This window comes from Pseudomonas sp. H1_D04 (genome assembly GCF_054683855.1).
This window is the reverse complement of record NZ_CP162826.1, coordinates 5,346,308-5,369,770: the sequence shown is the minus strand read 5'-3', so window position 1 is coordinate 5,369,770 and position 23,463 is coordinate 5,346,308. Positions and strand designations below refer to the sequence as shown.

The 23,463-nt window shown below is 57.7% G+C and carries 20 protein-coding genes; 11 read left to right on the top strand and 9 right to left on the bottom strand.

Features of this window, described 5'->3' with window-relative positions; translation table 11 throughout:
* Nucleotides 1-10 precede the first annotated feature (10 nt).
* Nucleotides 11-472: an Lrp/AsnC family transcriptional regulator gene (locus AB4N82_RS24740; RefSeq protein ID WP_034105522.1), complete on the bottom strand. Its 462-nt coding sequence runs from the start codon at nucleotides 470-472 to the stop codon at nucleotides 11-13.
* A 126-nt stretch (nucleotides 473-598) separates the two neighbouring features.
* Here AB4N82_RS24740 and metC point away from each other — a divergent pair, with 126 nt between their 5' ends.
* The 3 genes from metC to AB4N82_RS24725 all read left to right on the top strand — a co-directional run bounded on the left by metC (nucleotide 599) and on the right by AB4N82_RS24725 (nucleotide 5,433).
* Nucleotides 599-1,777 carry a cystathionine beta-lyase gene (gene metC / locus AB4N82_RS24735; protein WP_034105520.1) on the top strand — a complete coding sequence of 393 codons (1,179 nt, stop codon included), beginning with the start codon at nucleotides 599-601 and terminating at the stop codon, nucleotides 1,775-1,777.
* 67 nt (nucleotides 1,778-1,844) lie between these two features.
* The gene (locus AB4N82_RS24730) at nucleotides 1,845-3,347 is read left to right on the top strand and encodes a leucyl aminopeptidase (RefSeq protein WP_052211107.1); all 1,503 of its coding nucleotides are present in this window, start codon (nucleotides 1,845-1,847) and stop codon (nucleotides 3,345-3,347) included.
* A 34-nt stretch (nucleotides 3,348-3,381) separates the two neighbouring features.
* On the top strand, nucleotides 3,382-5,433 hold the full coding sequence (locus tag AB4N82_RS24725; RefSeq protein WP_034105518.1) for a M3 family metallopeptidase: 2,052 nt from the start codon (nucleotides 3,382-3,384) through the stop codon (nucleotides 5,431-5,433).
* Between the two features lie 305 nt (nucleotides 5,434-5,738).
* Here AB4N82_RS24725 and AB4N82_RS24720 read toward each other — a convergent pair whose 3' ends face one another.
* Entirely contained in the window at nucleotides 5,739-6,620 is an 882-nt protein-coding gene (locus tag AB4N82_RS24720; RefSeq protein ID WP_460103414.1) for a LysR family transcriptional regulator, read from the bottom strand.
* 102 nt (nucleotides 6,621-6,722) lie between these two features.
* On the opposite strand from AB4N82_RS24720, the gene AB4N82_RS24715 reads away from it, so the two are divergent.
* Both AB4N82_RS24715 and AB4N82_RS24710 read left to right on the top strand, forming a co-directional pair.
* Nucleotides 6,723-7,820: an oxidoreductase gene (locus AB4N82_RS24715; RefSeq protein WP_460103411.1), complete on the top strand. Its 1,098-nt coding sequence runs from the start codon at nucleotides 6,723-6,725 to the stop codon at nucleotides 7,818-7,820.
* Nucleotides 7,821-7,904: 84 nt separating this feature from the next.
* The gene (locus tag AB4N82_RS24710) at nucleotides 7,905-8,726 is read left to right on the top strand and encodes a DeoR/GlpR family DNA-binding transcription regulator (RefSeq protein ID WP_032885529.1); all 822 of its coding nucleotides are present in this window, start codon (nucleotides 7,905-7,907) and stop codon (nucleotides 8,724-8,726) included.
* On the opposite strand, the gene AB4N82_RS24705 is transcribed toward AB4N82_RS24710, so the two are convergent.
* The 7 genes from AB4N82_RS24705 to AB4N82_RS24675 form a co-directional block, all read right to left on the bottom strand.
* Nucleotides 8,723-9,781 carry an alpha/beta fold hydrolase gene (locus tag AB4N82_RS24705; protein ID WP_460103407.1) on the bottom strand — a complete coding sequence of 353 codons (1,059 nt, stop codon included), beginning with the start codon at nucleotides 9,779-9,781 and terminating at the stop codon, nucleotides 8,723-8,725. The two genes, AB4N82_RS24710 and AB4N82_RS24705, sit on opposite strands and share 4 nt — an antisense overlap.
* Before the next feature lie 65 nt (nucleotides 9,782-9,846).
* A complete protein-coding gene (gene otnI, locus AB4N82_RS24700) occupies nucleotides 9,847-10,629 on the bottom strand; it encodes a 2-oxo-tetronate isomerase (protein ID WP_122753774.1) in 783 nt (260 codons plus the stop codon).
* 22 nt (nucleotides 10,630-10,651) lie between these two features.
* Nucleotides 10,652-12,112, bottom strand: a complete 1,461-nt coding sequence (locus tag AB4N82_RS24695) for a GntT/GntP/DsdX family permease (protein ID WP_032885519.1) — start codon at nucleotides 12,110-12,112, stop codon at nucleotides 10,652-10,654.
* 131 nt (nucleotides 12,113-12,243) lie between these two features.
* Nucleotides 12,244-12,882 carry a 3-oxo-tetronate 4-phosphate decarboxylase gene (gene otnC, locus AB4N82_RS24690; protein WP_032885517.1) on the bottom strand — a complete coding sequence of 213 codons (639 nt, stop codon included), beginning with the start codon at nucleotides 12,880-12,882 and terminating at the stop codon, nucleotides 12,244-12,246.
* On the bottom strand, nucleotides 12,879-14,171 hold the full coding sequence (gene otnK, locus AB4N82_RS24685; RefSeq protein WP_032885516.1) for a 3-oxo-tetronate kinase: 1,293 nt from the start codon (nucleotides 14,169-14,171) through the stop codon (nucleotides 12,879-12,881). The genes otnC and otnK overlap by 4 nt, the downstream gene beginning before the upstream one ends.
* Nucleotides 14,172-14,180: 9 nt before the next feature.
* Nucleotides 14,181-15,140, bottom strand: coding sequence for an L-threonate dehydrogenase (ltnD, locus tag AB4N82_RS24680; protein WP_460105163.1), 960 nt, complete (start codon nucleotides 15,138-15,140; stop codon nucleotides 14,181-14,183).
* 273 nt (nucleotides 15,141-15,413) lie between these two features.
* Nucleotides 15,414-16,067 (bottom strand): SDR family oxidoreductase, encoded by a 654-nt coding sequence (locus AB4N82_RS24675; protein ID WP_460103402.1) that lies wholly within the window; start codon nucleotides 16,065-16,067, stop codon nucleotides 15,414-15,416.
* 88 nt (nucleotides 16,068-16,155) lie between these two features.
* On the opposite strand from AB4N82_RS24675, the gene AB4N82_RS24670 reads away from it, so the two are divergent.
* The 6 genes from AB4N82_RS24670 to AB4N82_RS24645 all read left to right on the top strand — a co-directional run bounded on the left by AB4N82_RS24670 (nucleotide 16,156) and on the right by AB4N82_RS24645 (nucleotide 23,364).
* Nucleotides 16,156-17,082: a LysR family transcriptional regulator gene (locus AB4N82_RS24670; protein WP_034105499.1), complete on the top strand. Its 927-nt coding sequence runs from the start codon at nucleotides 16,156-16,158 to the stop codon at nucleotides 17,080-17,082.
* A gap of 165 nt (nucleotides 17,083-17,247) precedes the next feature.
* Nucleotides 17,248-17,673, top strand: a complete 426-nt coding sequence (locus tag AB4N82_RS24665; RefSeq protein ID WP_034105497.1) for a VOC family protein — start codon at nucleotides 17,248-17,250, stop codon at nucleotides 17,671-17,673.
* A gap of 112 nt (nucleotides 17,674-17,785) precedes the next feature.
* Nucleotides 17,786-19,045, top strand: coding sequence for a cation:dicarboxylate symporter family transporter (locus tag AB4N82_RS24660; RefSeq protein ID WP_034105495.1), 1,260 nt, complete (start codon nucleotides 17,786-17,788; stop codon nucleotides 19,043-19,045).
* Nucleotides 19,046-19,279: 234 nt separating this feature from the next.
* Nucleotides 19,280-20,959, top strand: coding sequence for a gamma-glutamyltransferase (gene ggt, locus AB4N82_RS24655; protein WP_460105161.1), 1,680 nt, complete (start codon nucleotides 19,280-19,282; stop codon nucleotides 20,957-20,959).
* Between the two features lie 263 nt (nucleotides 20,960-21,222).
* A complete protein-coding gene (locus AB4N82_RS24650) occupies nucleotides 21,223-21,945 on the top strand; it encodes a GntR family transcriptional regulator (RefSeq protein WP_034105491.1) in 723 nt (240 codons plus the stop codon).
* 180 nt (nucleotides 21,946-22,125) lie between these two features.
* Complete coding sequence (locus tag AB4N82_RS24645; protein WP_034105489.1) at nucleotides 22,126-23,364, top strand: alpha/beta fold hydrolase; 1,239 nt, start codon at nucleotides 22,126-22,128, stop codon at nucleotides 23,362-23,364.
* Nucleotides 23,365-23,463: the final 99 nt, after the last annotated feature.

Below are 23,463 nucleotides of genomic sequence, written 5' to 3'. Positions count from 1 at the left end.
GGAAGGTTTGTCAGGGGGCGTATTTGAGCGGGTACTCAGTGGTGTATTTGATTTGCTCCATGGCAAAACTCGAGCTGATGTCCGATAGGCCGGGAATCTCAATCAACTGTTTGTAAACCGCGTCGTAGGCTGCAATGTCGGGCACCGCAATGCGCACCAGATAATCGGTATCACCGGCCATTCGATACAGCTCCATCACCTCGGTGATAGCCGCCACGCGCTCATGGAATGTGTGTAGCCAGGAAGCACTGTGCTGGTTGGTTTTGATAGAGACGAAAACGGTTACGGCAACGTTCAGTTTTGCGCTGTCGAGAAGCGCAACCCGCTTACGAACGAAGCCTTCGTCCTCAAGCTTTTGAATACGCCTCCAGCAGGCAGTAGTGCCCAAGCCAATCTGATCAGCAATGGCTCCTACCGCTTGGGTGCTGTCCGCTTGAAGAATTCCCAGTATCGCCAAGTCAAATTTATCCATTTCGCCTCCCAGCCAACATATTAGAATTATATTCGTATTATAGTTCTTCTATAAGTATATTATGCAAAATAATTCGGCTTGATCGCATGTAATATTTCATCACCTTAAATCCTCAGGTGCTCTGAAATGCGTAACATCGAAACACATTGCATTCATGCAGGACGAACCCCAGAAAAGTTCTCTGGGCTGGTGAACACCCCGGTGTTTCGAGGCTCGACAGTGCTTGCTGAGAATTTCGAATCGTGGCAGGCGCATAAAAAGGATGGCAATCCATACGCCTATTACGGCCGCTTTGGCACCCCAACAACTCATTCGTTTGAAAGCGCGATTGCAGAGCTGGAAGGTGGACAACATTCGCTCGTATTCCCTTCAGGACTATCAGCCTGCACCCATTCGCTTTTGGCGTTTGTAGCTGCGGGTGACCATATTCTCATTACAGATAATATCTATGGTCCGACGCGGATGTTTGCCGATCGTGTGCTCAAGCGTCTGGGTGTCGATGTTGAATACTTCGACCCTTTGTGCGGAGCCGGAATTGAGTCAATGCTGCGCGCAAACACCAAGGTAGTATTCACGGAATCGCCTGGTTCACTGACGTTTGAGGTAGCGGATATCCCCGCGATCAGCGCCGCGGCTCACGCAGTAGGCGCTATCGTGATTATCGATAACACTTGGGCGTCGCCCCTTTACTTCAAAGCTTTCGAACACGGCGCAGACGTTTCGATTCAAGCGGCTACCAAGTACATCGTGGGGCACTCCGATGCTCTGTTGGGGACAGCAACAGCTAACGCTCGTGCCTGGCCCCAACTGAAAGCAAGCGCCCATGATTTCGGTGAAACCGCGGGCCCTGATGACATCTTCCTGGCCCTGCGTGGTCTGCGAAGCATGCCCGTGCGGCTGCGCCAGCATTGGGAAAACGGCCTGATGCTGGCGCAAAGCCTACAGAGCAATAGTGCGGTAGCCCGAGTACTGCATCCAGCCCTCCAAAACGATCCGGGTCACGACACCTGGAAGCGCGACTTCACAGGTGCTAGCGGTTTGTTCGGCATACGTTTGGTCGCGCAAAACCCACAGCAGCTCAGTACATTTTTCAACAACCTCAAACTATTTGGTATCGGACTGTCCTGGGGTGGATTCGAAAGCCTTGTGGTGCCCGTAGGAATACCTGAGCGAAGCGTCAAGCCGGCGGCAGAAGGTTATTTGGTGCGGGTTCACGCAGGTCTTGAACATATCGACGATTTACTTGAAGACTTCCACCGCGCACTGCATCTGGCCTTCGCACCGACGCAGTTTGCTGTCGCCTGAACGTCCCCTGCGTCAATGCATAAAGACCTCGAGAGAGGCTTAACTTAATTCTTAGGTAAATACGAACATGAACTTCGTTCTAACTCAAGATATTCCAGATGCGCGCTACCTGGCAGAGGTACAGACCGAATGCCTCGTGCTGGGAATCAACCGCAATGATTTGTCAGGCACCGCGAAGGCATTCGACGACTTGACCGATGGCTTGCTCACCCGCGTGATTGAAGCAGACGAACTGGAGAACGAAACAGGCAAGACGCTTCTGCTACACGCACCGCGCGGCCTGAATGCGCGTCGAGTGTTGTTGGTTAGCTTCGGCAAGAGCGCCAGTCTCACGCAACAAAACCTGCAAAAAGCGCTTTGTGCAGGCGCTGAGGCGCTCAAAGTCAGTGGCTGCGCTGATGCGGTATGGTGCCTGAGCGCAACCACGATGACTGTCGCAGATGAGTGTCAGGTGCTTGCATCGGTGCTCGCGCTTCGGGACGCTTACTATACGTTCGGTGCGCTCAAGAGCAGCCAAAGTGAAAAACGTCGCCCGCTGGATCATGTCCGCTTACTGATCAAGGGGCCGCACGACGCAGCAGAGGCTTCGGTACTTCGCGGGGTTGCCATCGCTGATGGTCTCGATCTGTGTCGTGATCTTGGGAACCTTCCGCCGAATATTTGCACGCCGACCTATCTGGCAGAGTCTGCACTGACGATGGCTGATCAGTTTCCGGTTGAAGTGCAGGTCATGGACCAAGAGCAAATCGCCGCATTGGGAATGAACGCTTTCCTGGCAGTGGCTCAAGGTTCAACGCAGCCGCCCCGATTTATCGTGATCAAACACAACGGCGCACAAGCAGCGCAGGCACCGGTGGTGCTGGTAGGCAAAGGCATCACCTTTGACTCCGGCGGCATATCGCTAAAGCCGGGTGAAGCCATGGACGAGATGAAATATGACATGTGCGGCGCAGCTGCGGTCATAGGAACCCTGCGTGCAGCCGCGCAGATGAAGCTGGCGCTGAACGTCATCGGCGTCATTGCCGCATGCGAGAACATGCCAGGCCCTAACGCTGTTAAGCCCGGTGACGTAATCACCAGCATGCTCGGCAAGACCATCGAAGTGCTCAACACCGACGCAGAGGGTCGCCTCATTCTTTGTGACGCTCTGACCTATTCCGAGCGATTTGAACCGGCCTGCGTGATCGACGTAGCCACGCTGACTGGAGCTTGCATCGTTGCACTCGGTCACGTTCACAGTGGGCTGTACGCGAATGATGAGGCGCTGGGCAAGGAGGTGCTGCAGGCAGCTCATGCTTCAGGAGACAGCGCCTGGAGAATGCCTCTGGATGAGGCTTATCAAGAACAACTCAAATCCAATTTCGCCGATCTCCCAAACATCGGTACGAAGGGCGCGGGGAGTGTCACTGCAGCCTGCTTTCTCTCGCATTTCGCAACGAGCTACCCATGGGCGCACTTGGATGTTGCCGGCACCGCGTGGCGAAGCGGCCCGCAGAAGGGCGCAACCGGGCGTCCCGTCAGGTTGTTGACTGAGTTTCTCATCACTCGCGCGCATTCAACCCAACATTAATTACTTTGCTTGAACTTCAAGGATCTGCCACGCAATGAATAACCCACTATTGCAACCTTACGATCTGGCCCCGTTCTCCATCATCCGTCCAGAGCATCTTAAGCCCGCGATCGACTTGATTCTCGCAGACAACCGTAATGCAATCGCGAAGCTCCTGAAGCAGCAGAAAATAGCGCCGACCTGGAAGGGTCTGATTCTGCAGCTTGATGAACTCAGTGCCCGACTGCAGCGCGCGTGGGTACCAGTTTCCCACCTGAACGCCGTTTGTAATACGCCCGAAATTCGCGAGGCGTATGAGTCCTGTCTGCCTGCATTAAGTGAGTATTCCACGGAGCTCGGTCAGAACCGTGACCTTTTCGATGCGCTGTACGCACTCTCTATCAGTGCTGAGAGCCAGCATTTCAACCCGGCGCAGAAGAGTGTGCTAGAGCAAGAGCTTCGTGCCCTTCGTTTATCGGGCATCGACCTGCCACCTCATGAACAAGCGCGGTTCAAAATTATCAGCGCTCGACTTTCCGAACTCTCCAGCCACTTTGCGAATCAGGCGTTGGACGCGACTCAAGGCTGGACAAAAGCAATCACTGACGAAGCAGATCTGGATGGCCTGCCAGCCGACGCCAAAGCACAACTTGCAGCCGCGGCATCGGCGCGCGGTAGCGCAGGGTGGTTGATAACCCTCGAACAACCCAGCATCCAGGCCATCCTGACCTATGCAAAGGACCGGGCATTACGTGAAGAGGTTTACGTTGCTAATACGACGCGCGCCTCGGATCAGGGGCCTCGCGCAGGCATGGAAGACAACACCCAAATCATTACGGAAACACTCGCGTTGCGCGCCGAAATGGCGGCTTTGCTGGGGTATTCGAACTATGCCCAATTGAGTCTGGCAACAAAGATGGCCGACACCACTGAGCAGGTGCTGGAGTTTCTAGACGCGCTGAATCGCCATGGCCAGGAGCCTGCACGCCGCGATTTGAGCGCGCTAAAAATATATGCTGCAGCTCAGGGCAGCAGCGATCTCAAACCATGGGACATGGGTTTCTACAGCGAGAAAATGCGTAAAGAATTGCTTGATCTGTCTCAGGAAGAGATCCGCCAGTATTTCCCGGTTGATCACGTGCTTAATGGGTTGTTTGATATCTCTCGGTTGCTGTTCGGCATTGAGGTGCGTGAACTCAGTGACTTTGATCGGTGCCATCCCGATGTAAGACTTTTTGAAGTCGTAGAAGAGGGCGCGTCTATCGGCCGTTTCTACCTGGACCTGTATGCTCGCGCCAATAAACGCGGTGGTGCGTGGATGGATGTCGTCACCACGCGTCGTCGTGACGCTCACGGCGAACTGCATCAGCCTGTGGCTCAGTTGGTGTGCAATTTCACACCCGCCGGCGAAGGCCATCCGGCCTTGTTGACTCATGACGAAGTTACGACTTTATTCCATGAGTTTGGCCACGGTTTGCACCATTTGTTGACACGCGTTGAGGAAGCTGGGGTATCAGGCATCAATGGCGTTGCATGGGACGCGGTCGAGCTTCCTAGCCAATTCATGGAGAACTGGTGTTGGGAAGAGCTAGGGCTCAAGCTCATTTCCGCGCATTTCGAGACCGGCGAGCCGTTGTCTCCTGAGCTTCTGGAAAGGATGCTTGCGGGCAAAAACTTCCAGTCAGGGCTTGCGACGCTCCGCCAGGTCGAACTGGCGCTATTTGATTTCGAACTGCATGCCACCCATGGTGATGGACGTAGTGTTCAAAGCGTCCTCGATTCGGTACGCAGTCGCGTGTCCGTCATGCCTCCACCTCACTACAATCGCTTCGCGAACACGTTCTCACATGTATTCGCTGGCGGTTATGCTGCGGGTTACTACAGCTATAAATGGGCTGAAGTGCTTTCTGCTGACGCTTATTCGCGCTTCGAGGAAGCAGGCGGAATTGATAGGAGTGTCGGCCAATCATTTCGTGAAACCATCCTGGCTTCAGGTAGTTCACGGAGCGCGATGGAGCTTTTTGTCGACTTCCGTCAACGCGAACCTGACTTGCAAGCGCTGTTGCGACACAGTGGTTTTGAGAACGTAACACCCTTAGCGATCTAACTTCCCACCGCCCACCATGATCAAGCGGCCAATCGCTTGATCATGGGAAACCGTTTACAACCAGCACGACTGTTTTCCTGCATCAGTGTGCAGCGCTTTTTTTGCCGCCGACGCTGGTGTGGAGAAGGAGGCGTTCCCCGCACCCGAGAAGTCTGCAAGCAATCTGCGCCGGGATTCTTGCTGGCGATGAAATGATGCTGAAATCTATCAGGACTCACTAAATGCAACCGTTATCCTGACGCGCACATAAGCGATGGTGGTGAACCATGTTGCCCAGCTTCGAGAGGCTGGTGGATGCTACCCCTTCATTGGTCTTTCTTGAGTTCCGCTTCTAAGTGGTCAACGAACACGCGCACCCTGTACGGAACTTGCTGACGCGTCGGCAGCACCGCCGTGATCGACAGCTGCTCGGGCAGCACATCCTCAAGGTTCACCATTACGAGTGAGCCTTCTGCAAGCTCATTGCGGATATCCCAATAGGTCAGCATGGCCAGCCCCAGACCTTGTTTGCTTGCGGTGCGCACCGCCTCAACACTGTTGGCGCAAAACGCGCCCTGAGCCCGAATGGCCACGGCGTTCTCGCCGTTGGTGAACGGCCAATAGGGCATTCCGTGCAACGCGATGCATCGATGATGATTGAGGTCATGCAGCACCGTCGGTGTGCCCCATTGCGCCAGGTAGGCCGGGCTTGCGCACACGACACGCGGATTGGGCGCAAGGTTGGTAGCCACCAATGTCGAGTCGCGCAGCGTGGCGATGCGAATGGCCACATCAATGCCGAGCCCGGCGATGTCGATGATGCTATCCGATAGCGTCAGGTCGACCTTGAGGGTTGGGTGGTCAGCCAGCAGGGCTGGCAGCAGCGGCATGATGACGGTTTGGCCAAAGACGCTAGGCGCGGTGACCCTCAATGTGCCGCTGGCACTGCCCGCACTGGTTTTCAACGTGGCCCGCGCAGCTTCGTTGGCCTCAAGCATGGTCTTTGCGTAAGGCAGGTACATTTCGCCTTCCGGCGTGAGTGCGACGGAGCGTGTGGTGCGGTGTACCAGGCGCACACCCAGCTCTTTTTCCAGGGCCGCCAGACGCCGTGAGACGGTCATCGCCGACAGCCCAAGCCGCCGCGCAGCCTCGGACAAACTGCTGCTGATGGCGACGTTAGCGAACACCTCTATCTCGGGAATCTGCATGGTTATAACCGTTTGCGTTAAGGCGCCTTATTGCAAGCGTGCGCTTCTAATGGGCGATTGCCACGCTTATCGTCGTGGCTGGCGAATAATTGAGGGCAAATCATGACAGCACTAAACTCGCGCATTGTAACGCCATTCGATATGGGCGCTCTTAAGCTGAACAATCGCATGGCGCTTGCTCCTATGACACGCGTCAGTGCGAGCGGGAGCGGCAATGCCACACCTGCGATGGCGCGATACTACGAGCGTTTTGCCCGTGGCGGTTTTGGCTTGGTCATCACGGAGGGGATCTACACCGATCGGCAGTATGCCCAGGGCTACCTGAACCAGCCCGGTATCACGGACAGCGAACAGGCGCTTGCCTGGCGCGAGGTAGTCGAGGCGATTCATCGCCATGAGAGCGCAGCAATCGCGCAGATCATGCACGCCGGTGCATTGAGCCAGGCGAACCGTTTTGTTGAGCAATCTGCTGGCCCTTCGGCCATTCGCCCGAAAGGCGAACAGATGAAGTTCTATTACGGCGAGGGGGCGTATCGAGTGCCCCAGGCCATGAGCGATGAAGCTATCGCGGATGCCATTGAGGGGTTTGCCCAGGCGGCTAAACGGGCTGTTGGAATCGCGGGCTTTGACGGCGTTGAGATCCATGGTGCCAACGGCTACTTGCTGGATCAGTTCATGACAGGCTACTCCAATCAACGCGAAGATCGATGGGGCGGTGATGTTCGCCAGCGCTTGAGCCTGACGCTTGAGGTCATTGCAGCGGTGAAGAAGGTGGTCGGGCACTCGCCGGTCGGTGTGCGTATATCCCAGGGCAAGGTCAATGACTTTCAGCACAAATGGGCGGGTGGGGAACATGACGCACAGACGATCTTCGGCAGCTTGGCTGACGCTGGGGTCGACTTCATCCATGTGACGGAGCATCAAGCCTGGCAGCCGGCCTTCAGCGGTAACGAGGCAAGCCTGGTAACGCTGGCTCGCCGTTATGCGCCTGGTGTCGCGTTGATTGCGAATGGCGGAGTGCAGGACTTGAGCAGCGTTGAACAAACCCTGCAGGCTGGCGCAGATATTGTCGCTGTCGGCAAGGCTGCCTTGGCCAATCCGGACCTTGTACAACGGTTGCTGGAGGGACGCGCGCCGGAACCCTTCGATCCGTCGTTGCTTGCGCCGATTGCCCACATCAAGGACAGCGAGCTGAATTAGGTGCAGTGAGTTACAGATCGGCGGGTGGATTCGCTACTATGTACGCCAATCACCGCCACCCGATCTAAGCCTTTGGAGCACCGAATGCCAAGCCAGAAGGACGTGGCCGCCGAAAGCGGCGCGCCGATGATTCCTGAACAGCGTCGCGAGTTGATCTTGCGTCAGTTGCGCAAACAGCATGTGCTGAGTGTTCACCAGTTGATGGAGATGTTCGACTGCTCACACATGACGGTGCGCCGCGATATCGCGTTGCTTGAGCAGGAAGGCCTGGCGTATTCGGTGACGGGCGGTGTGCGCATTGCCAGCCAGCTTCACAGTGAGCCCAGCCACCAGGTCAAGGCCGTGGTTGAGTTGCCGCAGAAGCAAGCGATGGCCAAACTCGCGGCCCGTCTCCTGTTGGCGGACATGACTATTTATTTGGATGCCGGCACCAGCACCCTGGAGATCGTGCCCTATATCAAACTGCTCAGTGGCATGACGGTGGTGACCAATGACTTCGGCGTGGTTCAGGCGTTGATGGATGCACCCCACGTGACTGTGATTCATACCGGTGGGCAGCTCGACCATTCCAATCATTCCTGTGTCGGCGGCCTGGCGGTGGCGACACTGCGTCAGGTGGTGACGGATATCGCGTTTATCTCGACCAGCTCCTGGGACCTGCGACGCGGCATCACCACACCGTCGGCGCTGAAGGTGGAGGTCAAGCAGGTGGCCATGCAATCGGCGTCCCAAGTGGTGCTGGTGGCCAGCAGCTCCAAGTACGGCACGTTCAGCATGTACAAAATTGCCGGGTTGGAGCAGTTCGATGTGATCATCAGTGATGACGCACTGGCGCCTGCGGCGGCGGATGGGATTCGCAAGCAAGGGGTCGAATTGATGTTGCCGTCCGACCCCCAGCCAGCCTAACGCGCCTTTTCAGTCTCTTGCATGAATTGCCCCAGCTCCTTGCTGTAAAACTTCGCCATGCTCGTGGTGCCATGGCCACGGGTGTCGGCACTGGCGGGGATGAGCAGCAGCCGTGCATGCTTGAGCTCTTTCATCGACGCTTCCAACCGTCCGGTTTCCGGAGGGTTGCGCTCATCGTCCGCCGAGTTGATGACCAGCACCGGCGCCTGGATCTTGTTCAGACCCAGGGCTGCGTTGTAGTCGGCGGAGGATTGCCATTGGTAGATGAAGTCATTAGCGTCTGCGGTTTGCGCGGCATTCAAGCGCTCATCCACCAACTTGTCGGCCAGCGCTCGGGTCGGTGCCGCCGCCTGATAGGCGAGGGTGCCGCCGCTGGTGCCAACGTTTGCCAGGCGCAGGGACGGCGGTTGCGCGCTGTAGTTACCGTTGTTCCAGGCCGGGTCTTGCTTGATCGACTCCACCAGCAAACGGCGCATCATCCAGTTGCGCGATGACATCTCGGTGGGTTGGGACGCCATGGGCACCAGCGCGTCCATCATCTGAGGCCAAGTCTGGCCCCACATCCAGGTTTGCATACCGCCCATGGAGTTGCCGATGATCAGCCGCAGGTGCTTGATCCCCAGGCCTTCGGTAACCAATCGATACTGGGCTTGAACCAGGTCGGTGTAGTTGTACTCGGGAAACTTTGCGCGCAGGCCGTCGGAGGGTTTGCTGGACTGGCCCACGCCGATACCGTCGGTGGAGATGATGTAGTACTTGCTGGCGTCCAGCGGCTGCCCGGGGCCGAACAGTTCGCCGCCAAAATCCTTGCTCAGCACATCGCTGCCGGGCCGGTAGGTGCCATGCAGGTAGAGGATGGCGGGGTTCTTGGGGTTGCCGAGGGTGATGTAGTGCAGTTTGAGGTTGGCGAGTTTTTCACCGGTGTGAAAGGTGAACTGCGGGGCGATCCAATCGCCCTCGGTCGCGGCCGGTAACGACGCGGCGCCGACGGCGGAACTGATCAACGCCAGGGACAACAACAGCCCGACCGCGGGCCGTGGACTGAATCTGTGCATGGGTATTTCCTATTGTTTTTGTTTTAGGAGCCCGTGCGCACCAAGGTATGCAGGGGCTTGATCACTTAGCGCGCTTTCCAGTCCCGCAACCATTGCAGCCCTGCCGAGGTGTCGCTCTTGGGGCGGTATTCGCAACCGACCCAGCCGTCGTAGCCCAACTCGTCAATCAGCTCGAACAGGTAGGGGTAGTTCAATTCACCCAGGTTCGGTTCGTGTCGGTCGGGTACGCCGGCAATCTGAATATGGCCAATGCCGTTGATGTCGCGAAGCAGTTTGACCGCCAAATCACCTTCGACGATCTGGCAGTGATAGCAGTCAAACTGCACCTTCAAATTGCTTGCGCCGACCTCCTTGCAGATCGCGTGTGCCTGGTCCTGTCGGTTGAGGAAAAACCCCGGCATGTCGCGAGTGTTGATCGGTTCCAGCAACACCGTCACGCCAGCCTGACGTGCTTGGGCGGTGGCGTAAGCCAGGTTCTCGAGGTACACCGCGTGATGGCGCTCACGGTGCTGCTCCGAGGGCAGCAGGCCGGCCATCACGTGGATGCGGGTATTGCCTAGCACGGCGGCGTATTCCAGGGCACGGTCGAAGCCGGCGCGAAATTCGCTTTCGCGGCCCGGTAGGGTGGCGATGCCGCGTTCACCCGCCGCCCAGTCGCCGGGCGGCGCGTTGAACAGGGCTTGAACCAGGCCGTTGTCGCTCAGGTGCTGTTTGAGTACCTGGGCGCTGTATTCGTAGGGGAACAGATACTCCACGGCATCAAAACCATCGGCCGCAGCCGCTGCGAAGCGCTCCAGAAAAGCGTGTTCGGGGTAAAGCATGCTTAGGTTGGCAGCAAAGCGAGGCATGTGAACTCCTGATGAAAAACGATCAGACAAAAGGCCAGATCAACAGGGTGATAAGGAAGCCGAGCGTGCCGAGGAGGGTGGTGATCACCGTCCAGGTCCGCAGGCCGTCTGCCACGTTGAGGCCGGCCAGCTTGGTGAAAATCCAGTAGCCGGCGTCGTTGATGTGCGACATCGCCAGCCCGCCACCGCCCATAGCCAGGCACAGCAGGGCCATGTGGTTGGGCGTCAGGTTAAGCGTGGCGATCAACGGGCTGATGATACCTGCGGTGGTTACCAGGGCCACGGTGGTGGAGCCTTGCACGGCGCGCAGCAACATGGTCAGCAAAAAGCCCAAGGCCAGCACCGGCAGCCCGGTGGTACGCAGCAGGTCGGAGACCACCGCGCCGATGCCGGTATCCACCAGTACCTTGCCGAATACGCCACCGGCACCCGCAATCAAAATCACCATGGCCACACCCGGCAGCGCCGAGCCAATTACATCGGAGACCTGGGTACGGCTCCAGCCGCGACGGGAACCGAGCAGCCAGGCACACAGCAAGGTGTCGAGCAGCAGCGCCACCAGGGGCGCACCGAGCACGGTCATGATGCCGCGCAGGGTTGATTCGACAGGCAGCAGTGACGTCGCCAGCGTACCCAGCAAAATCAACACGATCGGCAACAGGATCAAACTGACGATCAAGCCGAAACCCGGCGCAGGGGCGGGTGGCAGCTTGGCCACGATACTGCTGGTGGATTCCTCCAGGCCCATGTGCGAGACGGTCTCTGCACCTTGTTGCGCCTCTTGGGTTTTGCCGTCTTGCCAGGCGCGCAGGTCGTCGTTGGTGACGTGCGGGCCGTAGACTTCGGCGCGGATATCATCGGACATCGGGTAGAAGCGGCGCGTCATGCGCCCCGCCACGCGATAGCCGACGTAGCACAGGAACGCCGTCAGCGGCAGCCCGAACATCAGCACCCGGCCCAGGTCCGCACCCAGTTGGCTGGCGGCGGCGACCGCACCTGGGTGCGGTGGCAGAAATGCATGCACCGTAAGCAGCGCTGCGCACATCGGCAACGCGAACATCAGCAACGGCTTGCGAGCGCGACGAGCCACACCGTAGGCCAGCGGCATGAGGATGATCACCCCCACCTCGAAGAACACCGGCACGCCGATAATGAAACCGGCAATCGTCAAGGCAAGGGGCGTGCGTCGATTACCGAAGCGTTCAATCAGGGTCTTGGCCAGCGCCTCGGCACCGCCCGACAACTCAATGATGCGGCCGATCATCGCGCCCAAGGCAATGATGATCGCAATGTGGCCGAGGGTCTTGCCCATGCCGCCTTCAATGGTGGCGACCAGATCGGCAGGTTTAACTCCCGCCACCAGGGCCACCATAATGCTGACCAACATCAGCGCCACGAACGGCTGGAATTTGTATTTGAGCACTAGGAACAGCAGCAAGGCGATGCCTAGGCCTGCGGTTGCCATCAGGATAAGCGGGCTCATGAGCGCGGCCCTTCATGGAAAACGCAGGATGGTTTTTTGTCGCTGCAAACATCAACACGAAACTTGATAGTGGTCATGCTGGAAGGTCCTGTTGTTTTTATTGTTAAGGGTGTTGCGGGTGGGAGCGGCGCCTACCAGTGCGCGCCGAAAACGCTTTTAAGCTCGGCCAGCGCTGCAGCATCCAGCGGCGCCGGACGCGGGTTGCTCATCAGCCACAGCCGTGCGGTTTCTTCGAGTTCTTCGAGGGCGTAACTGGCCTTGGAAACTGAGCTTTCCCAGACCACCGGGCCCAAGCGCTCGAGCATTACGCCACGCACACTGTTGGCGAGGCGCGCGACCTGGTCCGCCACATCGGGCGCGCCGGGGCGTTGATAGTTGATCAGCGGGATATGCCCGACCTTCATCACCTGATACGGCGTCAGCGGGGGCAGGATGTCATCCTGGCGCCAAACACCGGCAAGCGTCAGGGCCACCAAATGTGTGGAATGGGTATGCACCACACCACCGACGCCAGGGTTGCGATCGTAAACCTGGCGATGCAAGGCCAGGGTTTTTGACGGTTTGTCGCCAGAGACCCATTTGCCCGTAAGGTCGACCTTGGCGATCAACGCAGGGTCAAGGCGGCCCAGGCACGCATCGGTTGGCGTGATCAGCCAGCCGTCATCCAGGCGCGCGCTGATGTTGCCAGCGCTGCCGACTGTGTACCCTCGCTGATAAAGACTGTGACCGACGATGCAGATCTCTTCGCGCAAGGCGTTTTCGTTGCTCATTGCGCACCTCCTGCCAGTTGCTTAAGTGCTTTGTCGAAAAAGTCTCTACCGCCGAAATTGCCCGACTTTAGGGCCAGCGCCAGCGGTTCGGCAGTGTTGCTGAGGGTCGCGGGAACACCGGGGTCAATCTGCGTGCCAATCTGCAGTAGGCGCACGCCCAGGGCGGTGACTACGGCGCCAGAGGTTTCACCGCCAGCGACCACGAAGCGTCTTACGCCGGCCTGACGTAGGGCTTGGGCAATTTCTCCCAGGGCGTTCTCTACCAATTCGCCTGCGCGCTCGGCGCCCAGTTGCTGTTGCACCGCCTTGAGTTCATCCGCAGGGCTGGTGGCATAGATCAGTACGGTGTGTGGGTTGCTCAGGGCAAACGCCACGGCATCCGCCACTACCGACTCACCCGCCGCCAGGGCTAGAGGGTCGATGCGCAGCGCCGGTCGTCCGGCTTCGATCCACGCGGCGACTTGGCCGTTGGTGGCAATCGACGCGCTCCCTGCCAGCACCACCTCGCCACCGGGTACGGTAGGTAAGGAGGCTGGATCGAAGTCGCGAAGTTTGCCGGCCCGGCGGAAGTTGTCGGGAAGGCCCAAGGCCAGGCCGGAACCGCCGGTTAACAGCGGCAGATCACTGCAAGCGCTGCCGAGGGTGTGCAGGTCTTGATCACTTAGGGCATCCGCGATGGCCATGCCTATGCCTTGGGCGCGCAGCTCTGCAATCCGTTCGCGCACGTGTGACACACCTTGGGCGATGGTGTCGTAGCGCAGCAGGCCAACCTTTTGGGTGGTTTGTGATTGCAGTACGCGGACCAGGTTGGCGTCGGTCATCGCGGTCAGCGGGTGGTGCTGCATGCCTGACTCATTGAGCAGTTGATCCTGCACAAACAAATGACCGCGGAAAATGGTCCGGCCATTTTCCGGAAACGCCGGGCAGGCCAGGGTGAAATCACTGTCCAGCGCCTTGAGCAGGGCCTCGCTGACCTGGCCGATATTGCCGGCGGCCGTCGAGTCGAAGGTGGAGCAGTACTTGAAGAAAATCTGCTCGCACCCTTGTGCGCGCAGCCATTCAAGGGCGGCCAGGGAGTCGGCTACCGCCTGCGCCGCCGGGACAGTACGCGACTTCAGCGCAATCACGATCGCATCGGCATCCAGCGTCGCAGCGACTTCATCGCTGGGGATACCGATGCTTTGCACAGTACGCATGCCGCCGCGCACCAGCATATTGGCCAGGTCTGTGGCCCCGGTGAAGTCGTCGGCGATGCAGCCCAGCAACGGGCGTGCGCTAGGTAGGTTCATGGGCAATCCTTATTCGGTTTCGGTCTTGGCAGTCGGGAGCTCAATGCCAGGGAAAATCTTGATCACCGCCGAATCGTCCTCACGCCCGAACCCGGCACTGGAGGCCTGCATGAACATCTGGTGAGCGGTGGCTGACAATGGCAGCGGAAACTTGCTGGCCCGTGCGGTATCCAGCACCAGGCCCAGGTCCTTGACGAAAATATCGACGGCCGAGAGCGGCGTGTAATCAGCCTTGAGAATGTGTGGCACGCGGTTCTCGAACATCCAGGAATTGCCCGCGCTGTGGGTGATCACTTCATACAGTGCATCGGCCTCGACGCCTTCACGCAGCCCCAGTGCCATGGCTTCTGCGGCAGCGGCGATATGCACGCCGGCCAGCAGTTGGTTGATGATCTTTACCTTTGAGCCCAGGCCATGGGCATCGCCCAGACGATAGATCTTGCCGGCCATGCCCGTGAGCACGTCATCGGCTTTTGCATAAGCCTCGGCTGGGCCGGAAGTCATCATGGTCATCTCACCGGCCGCCGCTTTGGCTGCACCACCGGAGATCGGTGCATCCAGGTACAGCAACCCTGCGTTGATCAAGCGCTGGCCCAGGTCTACCGCGTAGGTAGGGGCCACCGTGGCGCAACCAATCACCAGGCTGCCAGGGAGCAAGGCGGCGACGGCGCCATGTTCACCAAACAGGACCGTCTCGGTTTGTTCGGCATTGACCACGACGGTGATGATCACATCGCACGCGGCGGCCATCTGGACAGGCGAGCTGCAGGCAACGCCCCCTTCACTGGCGAACTGCTGCGTGACGGTTTCTCGCACATCACAGGCATGCACGTTGAAGCCGCTGCGCAACAACGAGCGGGCAATGCCCAGCCCCATCGCGCCTAAGCCGATAACACCAACATTCTTGTTATTCATGGAGGCTCCGTAGCAAGGCTGTGGGTACGTGGGCGCCGCAGAGGTGCAGGCGATCGTCCAGATACAGGTAAGGGGCGGGAAGCTTATTCGGGGAGGTGTCGAACATCGTTGCCATCCTGTTTTGTTTTTTTGTCAGGGTGTCATGCGGGTTGAATAGATAATCCACCAATGATCAGATTATGTGAAGTTATTTTTTGATTTAACAATATTTAACATCGCCGCGGGTCGCTGCCAGGCTTCAGCGTTGAGAACACAGGCGTTGAAACGCAAAGTGAGCACGGCTTTTGGCGGTGCTCACTGGAAGGCTGTGCGGTGCTACGCCAGGAATTAACGCGAGTAGGTGACTTCTGCGGTCCAGTTCGACGTTTTCTGGTTGTGCAGGTCCCAGAACGCCTTTGCAATGCCAACCGCCTCCTCGGATTCCGGTTCGACGAACGCGGCCACAGTGACCGTGGCCACATGCACGTTGTGGGTTTTGGCCGACTCGAAGAGGCCTGTCGTCAATGCACGAATACCGGCCTTACCCAGACTCAACGAAAGATAATCTGCATTCGGTTCGATGCCGAAGAAGCCACCCGTCAGCAGGAGTGTGCCGCTCTTGCGCGCGTACATAAGGTTGAGGCTGACCTGCGCTGCGGCCAGTGCGCCACCGATGTTGACGTTAAGGTCGTGGTTGAAGGTGTCGAGCGGCTGCTCGGCAAGGGTTGCTTGGCGAATGATCGCGGCGTTGTAGTGCGTCACATCGAGACCGCCAAAGCGTGCGTGCGTGTGTTCGACCAACTGTGCGATAGCCTGCGGATCTGCGGCATCGACCTGCTCGGCGTAAGCCTCATAGCCCGCATCCTGCAGGCGCTTTACCAGTGCCTGGGTGTTGTCCAGGTTGCGCGCGCTGAGTACGACCCGGAAGCCTTCACGGGCGAAAAGTGCAGCAGTTTCATAGCCAATGCCAGGCCCGGTGCCGATGCTTAGAAAAGTCTTCATAACGGTTATCTCTCTATCAGGTTTGGATGTTGCACGCAGGCTAACAGTTGCATAATTGGAGATAATCATTGGACGGTGAATAACTATCATGCAAAAAATGCACGAGTTGTTGGGCCGCGTGACGCTGGATGAGTTGGCGGCGTTTGTGGCAGTGGTGGAAGCGCTCAGCTTCACTGAAGCGGCCAAAGTGATAGGGCGCGACGCTACGATTGTCTCGCGTCGGGTCGGGCAGTTGGAGGAGCGCCTTGGTATACGTTTGCTCTCCAGGACCACGCGGCGCGTGGCGCTGACCGAGGTGGGGACGCTGTATTACCAACGGGTTCGCGCATTGCTGGATGAGTTGGACGGCGCTACCCAGGAGGCGAGTAACTTCGCCACCAGCCCTCAGGGTTTGCTCAGGGTGTCACTGCCCATCACCTTTGGCCGTCGATGGGTTGCGCCGCTGCTGCCTGCGTTTATTGCCCAGCACCCGAAAATCCGTGTGGATGCACGCTTTGCTGATCGGTTCGTGGATGTCGTGGCGGAAGGCTTCGATGTGGCGATTCGCGTCGGCGTTCTGCGCGACAGCACGCTGGTAGCCAAACAGATCGCGCCTTTTCGCAATCGGCTATATGCCGCGCCCAGCTACATCGCGTCCCATGGCCTGCCCCAAACCCTTGAAGGGTTGGCCGAGCATGCGTGCCTGGGATTCTGCAGCCTCTCCAGCTGGCCGGATTGGGTGCTGAAAAACGGCAGCCAGCAAAAGACTTTTCGACCGACGGGGCCGCTGATATCCGACAGTTCGGAGTCGCTTTTACAGGCGGCGGTAGAAGGTGTTGGGATCATTCTCACGCCTGATTGGCTGGCTGGCGCGGCGGTGCGCGATGGCAAGCTTGTGCAAGTACTGACCCAATGGGAGGGGGCCGAAGCGGGAGGCATCTACGCCGTGATGCCTCCGGGGCGGCTGGTTCCGACGAAGACAAGGGTGTTTGTCGATCAAATTACACATGCGATTCAAGCGGGTTGGGAACAGTAAGCAGAGATTGCCAATTAACAAAATAAAATTGTGTTTGTGAAAAATTTATATTGATTTTTTTTAAGGTGGAGCGGCCTTAGCATAAATCCACCTTCAAAAAGCCGCCGGGCAGCGACCACGGTGTCCGGCACCACAAACCAATAAAAAGTTGTTATCGGAGTCCTGATGAGTCTTTCTCCTTTCCACCTCGCAATCCCTGTGTATGACTTGGCCGCCACACGTCACTTCTACGGTGAGGTGTTCGGTCTTTCCGAAGGTCGCTCCAGCAACCAGTGGGTCGACTTCGATTTCTACGGCCATCAGTTGGTCATCCATGAGCACCCAAAAACTGCTTCGCAGGAAAGCGTGCACAGCAACCCCGTAGACGGCCACGACGTGCCGGTTCCGCACTTCGGCATCATCCTGGAGTGGGCGCAATGGGAGGCCCTGGCCGAACGTTTGAAAGCGCGTGAGACCCAGTTTGTGATCGAACCCTACATCCGCTTCCAGGGCCAGGTCGGCGAACAGGCCACCATGTTCCTGTTCGACCCGTGCGGCAATGCGTTGGAGTTCAAGGCGTTCAAGGATATGAGCCAGCTCTTCGCTAAATAATAAAAACCTGGCGCACATCAAAGAGTGCGCCAGGAACACATAAATGAGCTGGAAGCTCATGAATCTAGCTACTGCTTAAAGCAGTCCTTTCATTCCAACAAAAAGGCTAGACATGAAACGTATCCCCTTAGTTTGGCAAATCGTTGCCGGGCTGTTGCTTGGCGTGCTCGTGGGTTGGTATTTCAATACCCACCCGGAAAATCAAGTATGGGTAAGTACCGAAATCCTTAAACCGCTCGGGGATATCTTCATCAAGATGATGAAGATGGTCGTCGTGCCAATTGTTTTCTGCTGCATGATCCTTGGCATTGCCGGGGGCGGTGATAACAAATCGTTTGGGCGCATGGGCGCAAAGTCGTTGATCTACTTCTTTGCAATCACCAGCCTCGCCATCGTGCTTGGCTTGTGCTTCGCCAACCTGTTCGAGCCGGGCAAAGGCACCGAAATCGCAGGGATCGCCCACAACGCGGCAGCCGTGCACATGGAACCGTCGAAAGGCGCGCTGATCATCCTGCAAAACATCGTGCCCGATAACGTGATTGTCGCGATGTCGGAAGCCAAGTTGTTGTCGGTGCTGTTCTTTGCCGTGCTGCTGGGTATGGCGTTGAACACCTTGCCTAAAGAGAAAAGCGCACCGGTTATTGCGGTGGTGCAGGGCTTCTCCGATGCAATGTTCAAAGTTGTGTCGTTTGTCATGGCCTACGCACCGATCGGTGTATTCGGCATGATCGGCGCCACTGTAGCGACCTTCGGATTTGCGTCGTTGCTGCCGCTGCTCAAGTTGATCGGTGTGGTGTACCTGGCGCTGATTACCTTTGCGCTAGTGATGCTCGGCGGCATCTGCTACCTGATCGGCGAAAACGTCTTCAAGTTGATCAAGTACTTCCGTGATGAGCTGATTCTGGCCTTCTCCAGTGCGGCGTCTGCGGCCGTCATGCCGCAGTTGATGACCAAGCTGGAAGCCTACGGCGTACCTCGGCGAATCGTCAGCTTCGTGGTGCCGGTGGGTTATGCGTTCAACCTGGACGGTGCTTCGATCTTCCTCGGTGTGGCGACGATCTTTATTGCCCAACTCTATGGCATCGACCTGTCACTGACTCAGCAAATTTTGCTGGTGGTCACGATGGTGCTGACGTCCAAGGGCGCTGCGGGTGTACCTGGGTTCGCCATCATCATCCTGTCGGCCACCTTGGCTTCTGCGGGGCTGCCGCTGGAAGGGGTCGCGTTGATTGCCGGGATCTTCCGGATCATCGACAGCGGCACCACCACCTTGAACGTGCTGGGTAATGCAATTGCACCTCTGGTTATCGCCAAGTGGGAGAAAGCCCCACTGGAGCGAAAAAGCTCAGTAGGGGTCGAGCAGAACGCTTAATCAGCGACACACAAGAGCCTTCCACGTTAGCCGCGTCGAGGGCTCTTTTTTTGGCTGAAAAACCAATAAGAAGTTATTGCGTATTCATTCTTTTAAGGCGCCGGGGTGCTCGGTTCAGATAAAGAATCGCGCCCTGTTAGTTGCCACTGTGCTGCCATTATTTATAAAAAAAACAGGTGGTCTATGTGCAAGAAATCAGTGTTCTATCGGACGCGTTGCTGCGTCGCACTAGGGATGGTGTTGCTATTTATGGGAACTTATCAACTGGCGGTCGCCAGCCCACGCACCGCGTTGACGCATTCTGCCGTGGCCGTACCTGACCAATTGGCTGCGGACACCGCCAACGAAATTTTTGCCAAAGGCGGGAATGCCGTAGATGCGGCCGTCGCCGTTGCCTTTTCGCTGGCCGTGACGTACCCCGAAGCCGGGAATATCGGCGGCGGCGGTTTCATGACCGTCTACTTCAAGGGCAAACCCTACTTTCTCGATTACCGCGAGCGTGCGCCGCTGAAAGCGACGCGAGACATGTTCGTCGACAGCTCGGGTAAAAAAGTGATTGCTGCCGACCAACCGCAAGGCAGTGTGATCGGCCACCGGTCGGTGGGCGTGCCGGGAACGGTCGCCGGACTGTGGGAGGCTCACAAGCGCTTTGGCAAGCTCAAATGGGCGCAGCTGATCGAGCCGGCCATTGGCTATTCGCACCATGGCTTCGTCGTCGATGAAGCACTGGCCAGTATTGCTGCAAGCGAAAACGCTAAACGCTTCGCCGGTAAAACCAACTTCGCTGAACATTTCGGCAAACTGCAGGCCGGTACCACCTTCAAGCAGCCCGAACTTGAGGCGGTTCTCAAGCGCATCGCCGCGCAGGGACCGAAAGGCTTTTACGCCGGTAAAACCGCTGCGTTGATCGTGACCGATATGAGTGCCAATGGCGGCCTGATCAGCGCGCAGGATCTCGCCGACTACAGAGCCGTTTGGCGAGAGCCCATACAGGCCAATTGGAATGGCTTTCAAATCGTCACCGCTCCACCACCCAGCTCCGGCGGGGTCGCGCTGGTGCAACTGTTGAAGATGAAAGAGATGCGCCGCGATGATTTCAAGGGCGTGCCGCTCAATTCCGCGCGCTATATGCACCTGGTGGCTGAGATCGAAAAGCGGGTGTTTGCCGATCGGGCGCAGTACCTGGGTGATCCGGATTTTTACACCGTGCCGGTGCATGAATTGATCGATGAACACTACCTGGCTGGCCGGGCGTCGCAGGTCAATTTGTCGGTCCCTTCGGACACCAATAAGGTCGTCGCCGGTCTGAATATCGAATCGCCGGAAAAACCCCAGACGACGCACTTCTCAATCGTCGATAAATGGGGCAATGCCGTTTCCAACACGTACACGCTCAATGGCTTTTTCGGCTCCGGCGTCGTCGCGGAAAAAACCGGCATTTTGCTCAATGATGAGATGGATGACTTTTCAGCGCTGGCAGGGGTGCCCAATCAGATGGGCGTCGTCGGCACCGACACCAATGCCATTGAACCTGGAAAGCGGCCATTGTCCTCGATGACTCCAACGATTTTCCTGAAGGACGGCAAGGTCGCCCTGGTCATTGGTACACCGGGCGGCTCGCGGATTTTCACGTCCATCTTCCAAGTCGTCAGTAACGTATATGACTTCCACATGGGGCTGAAAGACGCGGTGGGTGCCATGCGTTTTCACCACCAACTGCTGCCTGCCAATACGATCTTCTGGGAACCCTATGCGCCGATTTCCGGGCAACTGGCACCGGATGTTGAGGCCGCAGGGTATAACCTCGCAAACCAGGGCTTCAATGGTGATATCCAGGCGATCAAGGTGGAACACGGCGTACCTGAACCCGTGTCCGATCCCAGGGGGAGGGGCGTGACCTCGATTGCTAAATAGCGAAGCAAGGGGCGCGCTATACGCCCCTTAAAAGTACGCTTATCACACATCAGCGTTCATCGATCGTCTCTGCTGCTACTTGGCTGAGGGCATGGTCGTGCCTGCAAAGCTGCCTTTTTGTAGCTGTAGGTTGCGTAGTTCACATACAATCAGACAATCTCAGGTTCCGGGAGCAGCGAGTTTCGACACCCGATGTCGCCGAGCTCGCCTGCTGACCCGTGAGCAGCCCTGAGAAAGAAGATTCGTATGAGGAGAGTGCGTCGATGAGTGAATCAAGCCTTCAAGTGCCCAAGCGTGGCGCGACCCTGCGTTTGTTGGTGGAAGACAAGATTCGGGAAGCTATCTCCACCGGAGTTTTGCGCCCTGGGCAGCGCTTGGTCGAACGTGAACTGTGTGAGATGACAGGGGTGGGGCGTACCTCCATTCGCGAGGCACTGCGCCAACTCGAGGCGGAAGGCTTGATTACCTGCAACCCTCACAAAGGGCCGTCGGTAAATAAAATCTCCCTGGATGAAACGCGTCAGCTCTATGCCGTGCGCGGTCTGCTGGAGAGTTTTTCCGGCCAAGAATTCGCCTTGCTCGGTACAGATGCGCAGATCCGACGACTGGAGGAAGCCGCTGCGATGTTCGAGTTTCGCGCCCAACAGTACTGGCAATATCCTGATCGCGACCTGGATAGCACACGCGTTGCACGTGATGCCCTGATCGAAGCGAAGACCCAGTTCTACGTGTGCTTGATGGAAGGCAGTAACAACGTCTTTATCGTGCAGATGCTGACGACCCTGCACAACCGCATCACGCTGTTGCGGGCGATGTCCATGACTCAACCGGGTAGGCTCCAGCACTCGGTTGAGGAGATCAAAGAGATTGTGGCGGCGATCAAAGCCAGAGACGGCGCCAGGGCGGGGGAGGCCTGTCGCAAGCATATCCAGCTTTCGGCCAATGTTGCTATCAGCTATCTGGAGAGTGTCGAGGAGGAAGCATAACTTTGTCCGATTGACAGATTGTCTGCAAATCTAGATATTCATCACGGCGTGGTCTCGCCTTTATCCTGTCGCCTGGCAGTTGATAAATGCGCACCGGTTTGCACTCTATGCAGCCCACTTTGGGCGGTAGGACACTGACGTGATGACGCGGCACTGCAACAGTGACGCAGGAGAAAAATAATGACTTTCATCAGTTTGAATGAGCGGCTGGTTGACGCTTACCCGGACCCCGAGTTGCGTCGACTTGCGCCCGGGTTATCGGTGGCTGTCGAGTTCAGAGTGGGCGGGCAATCCATTGGTCTGAGTGTTGTCGACGGGCGACTATTCAAAGGCTTTACAGGTGAGCCAACAATCCGCATCGAGGCCGATGAACCTGAGTGGGCGAGCGTGTTGTCTACTCCGCCGGCTGCCACTTACCACAGCTTTACAGCGCTGCAGATTGCCAACCCGGCATTTGAGGTGAGCGGCGATGCACAACTGATTGCCCAGGCGCGACCGTTTCTCGAGCGTTTGTTCGAGCTGGTCACCCTGACCCCTGCTACCCCGGCCGGCGCCGTCGAGCGGTCCCTTTCCCAGATTCAAGGCCGGTATGCCGAGGTACACGCGGCGGGGCAGGCTTACGAGATGTATTACGAAGTGGCCGGGGAGGGCGTCCCCTTGCTGTTCCTGCACACTGCAGGTGCTGATGGGCGGCAGTATTTCGCGCAGATGGCGGACGTCCAGATGGCGCAGCAATTTCGTATGTATGCGATTGATTTGCCGTTCCATGGTAAGTCGATGCCACCGCGAACGTGGGATGGGGCACCGTACCTGCTGACCAGCGAACGTTATCAACAATGGTGCACGGCCTTTATTGAACAGGTGATCGGCACGCCGGCTATCGTGGTCGGTGGCTCCATGGGCGCGGCAATGTCCCTGGTGTTGGCGGCCGAACACCCGGAGCAACTGATCGGTGTGGTGGCGTTGGAGCCGCCCTTTCAGTCGCGCGGCCGTCGCAACCCTTACCAGAATCATGTGCAGGTTCACGGTGGGCTGCACAATGGCGCGTATGTGCGAGGCTTGATGAGCCCGACCAGCCCTGTCGAGGATCGGCGCCGTGCCAGCTGGATTTACTCCCAGGGCGGGCCAGGTGTCTACCCCGGTGACTTGGCGTTCTACAGCGACGAGTTCGACGGGGCCGTGACCGCGCCGCGGATCGATGCTGGTCGTACACCGGTGGCGCTGCTTTCGGGCACTTATGATTACTCGGCGACGCCGGCGGACGGTGCCAAACTGGCTGAGTTGATACCGGGTTCGTTACACCTGGTGATGGATGGGCTGGGGCATTTCCCGATGACTGAACATCCGGATCATTTTCGGTCTTATCTGATCCAGGGGCTAGCCCATGTTGCACAGCAAAAAGGGCTGAAAAACGCCTGATTAAGCGTGAACAAGCCGTCGGTCGTACCTTTCGTGTGGCCGGCGGCGTTGGTTTATTCGTGTGCAAAAAAAGCCCGGCATTCACCGGGCAAAGGTCAC

Bases quoted from the DNA above. Each gene is read 5' to 3' on its own strand.
- AB4N82_RS24740 (WP_034105522.1), bottom strand. From the start codon at position 472: ATGGATAAATTTGACTTGGCGATACTGGGAATTCTTCAAGCGGACAGC.
- metC (WP_034105520.1), top strand. From the start codon at position 599: ATGCGTAACATCGAAACACATTGCATTCATGCAGGACGAACCCCAGAA.
- AB4N82_RS24730 (WP_052211107.1), top strand. From the start codon at position 1,845: ATGAACTTCGTTCTAACTCAAGATATTCCAGATGCGCGCTACCTGGCA.
- AB4N82_RS24725 (WP_034105518.1), top strand. From the start codon at position 3,382: ATGAATAACCCACTATTGCAACCTTACGATCTGGCCCCGTTCTCCATC.
- AB4N82_RS24720 (WP_460103414.1), bottom strand. From the start codon at position 6,620: ATGCAGATTCCCGAGATAGAGGTGTTCGCTAACGTCGCCATCAGCAGC.
- AB4N82_RS24715 (WP_460103411.1), top strand. From the start codon at position 6,723: ATGACAGCACTAAACTCGCGCATTGTAACGCCATTCGATATGGGCGCT.
- AB4N82_RS24710 (WP_032885529.1), top strand. From the start codon at position 7,905: ATGCCAAGCCAGAAGGACGTGGCCGCCGAAAGCGGCGCGCCGATGATT.
- AB4N82_RS24705 (WP_460103407.1), bottom strand. From the start codon at position 9,781: ATGCACAGATTCAGTCCACGGCCCGCGGTCGGGCTGTTGTTGTCCCTG.
- otnI (WP_122753774.1), bottom strand. From the start codon at position 10,629: ATGCCTCGCTTTGCTGCCAACCTAAGCATGCTTTACCCCGAACACGCT.
- AB4N82_RS24695 (WP_032885519.1), bottom strand. From the start codon at position 12,112: ATGAGCCCGCTTATCCTGATGGCAACCGCAGGCCTAGGCATCGCCTTG.
- otnC (WP_032885517.1), bottom strand. From the start codon at position 12,882: ATGAGCAACGAAAACGCCTTGCGCGAAGAGATCTGCATCGTCGGTCAC.
- otnK (WP_032885516.1), bottom strand. From the start codon at position 14,171: ATGAACCTACCTAGCGCACGCCCGTTGCTGGGCTGCATCGCCGACGAC.
- AB4N82_RS24675 (WP_460103402.1), bottom strand. From the start codon at position 16,067: ATGAAGACTTTTCTAAGCATCGGCACCGGGCCTGGCATTGGCTATGAA.
- AB4N82_RS24670 (WP_034105499.1), top strand. From the start codon at position 16,156: ATGCAAAAAATGCACGAGTTGTTGGGCCGCGTGACGCTGGATGAGTTG.
- AB4N82_RS24665 (WP_034105497.1), top strand. From the start codon at position 17,248: ATGAGTCTTTCTCCTTTCCACCTCGCAATCCCTGTGTATGACTTGGCC.
- AB4N82_RS24660 (WP_034105495.1), top strand. From the start codon at position 17,786: ATGAAACGTATCCCCTTAGTTTGGCAAATCGTTGCCGGGCTGTTGCTT.
- ggt (WP_460105161.1), top strand. From the start codon at position 19,280: ATGGTGTTGCTATTTATGGGAACTTATCAACTGGCGGTCGCCAGCCCA.
- AB4N82_RS24650 (WP_034105491.1), top strand. From the start codon at position 21,223: ATGAGTGAATCAAGCCTTCAAGTGCCCAAGCGTGGCGCGACCCTGCGT.
- AB4N82_RS24645 (WP_034105489.1), top strand. From the start codon at position 22,126: ATGACTTTCATCAGTTTGAATGAGCGGCTGGTTGACGCTTACCCGGAC.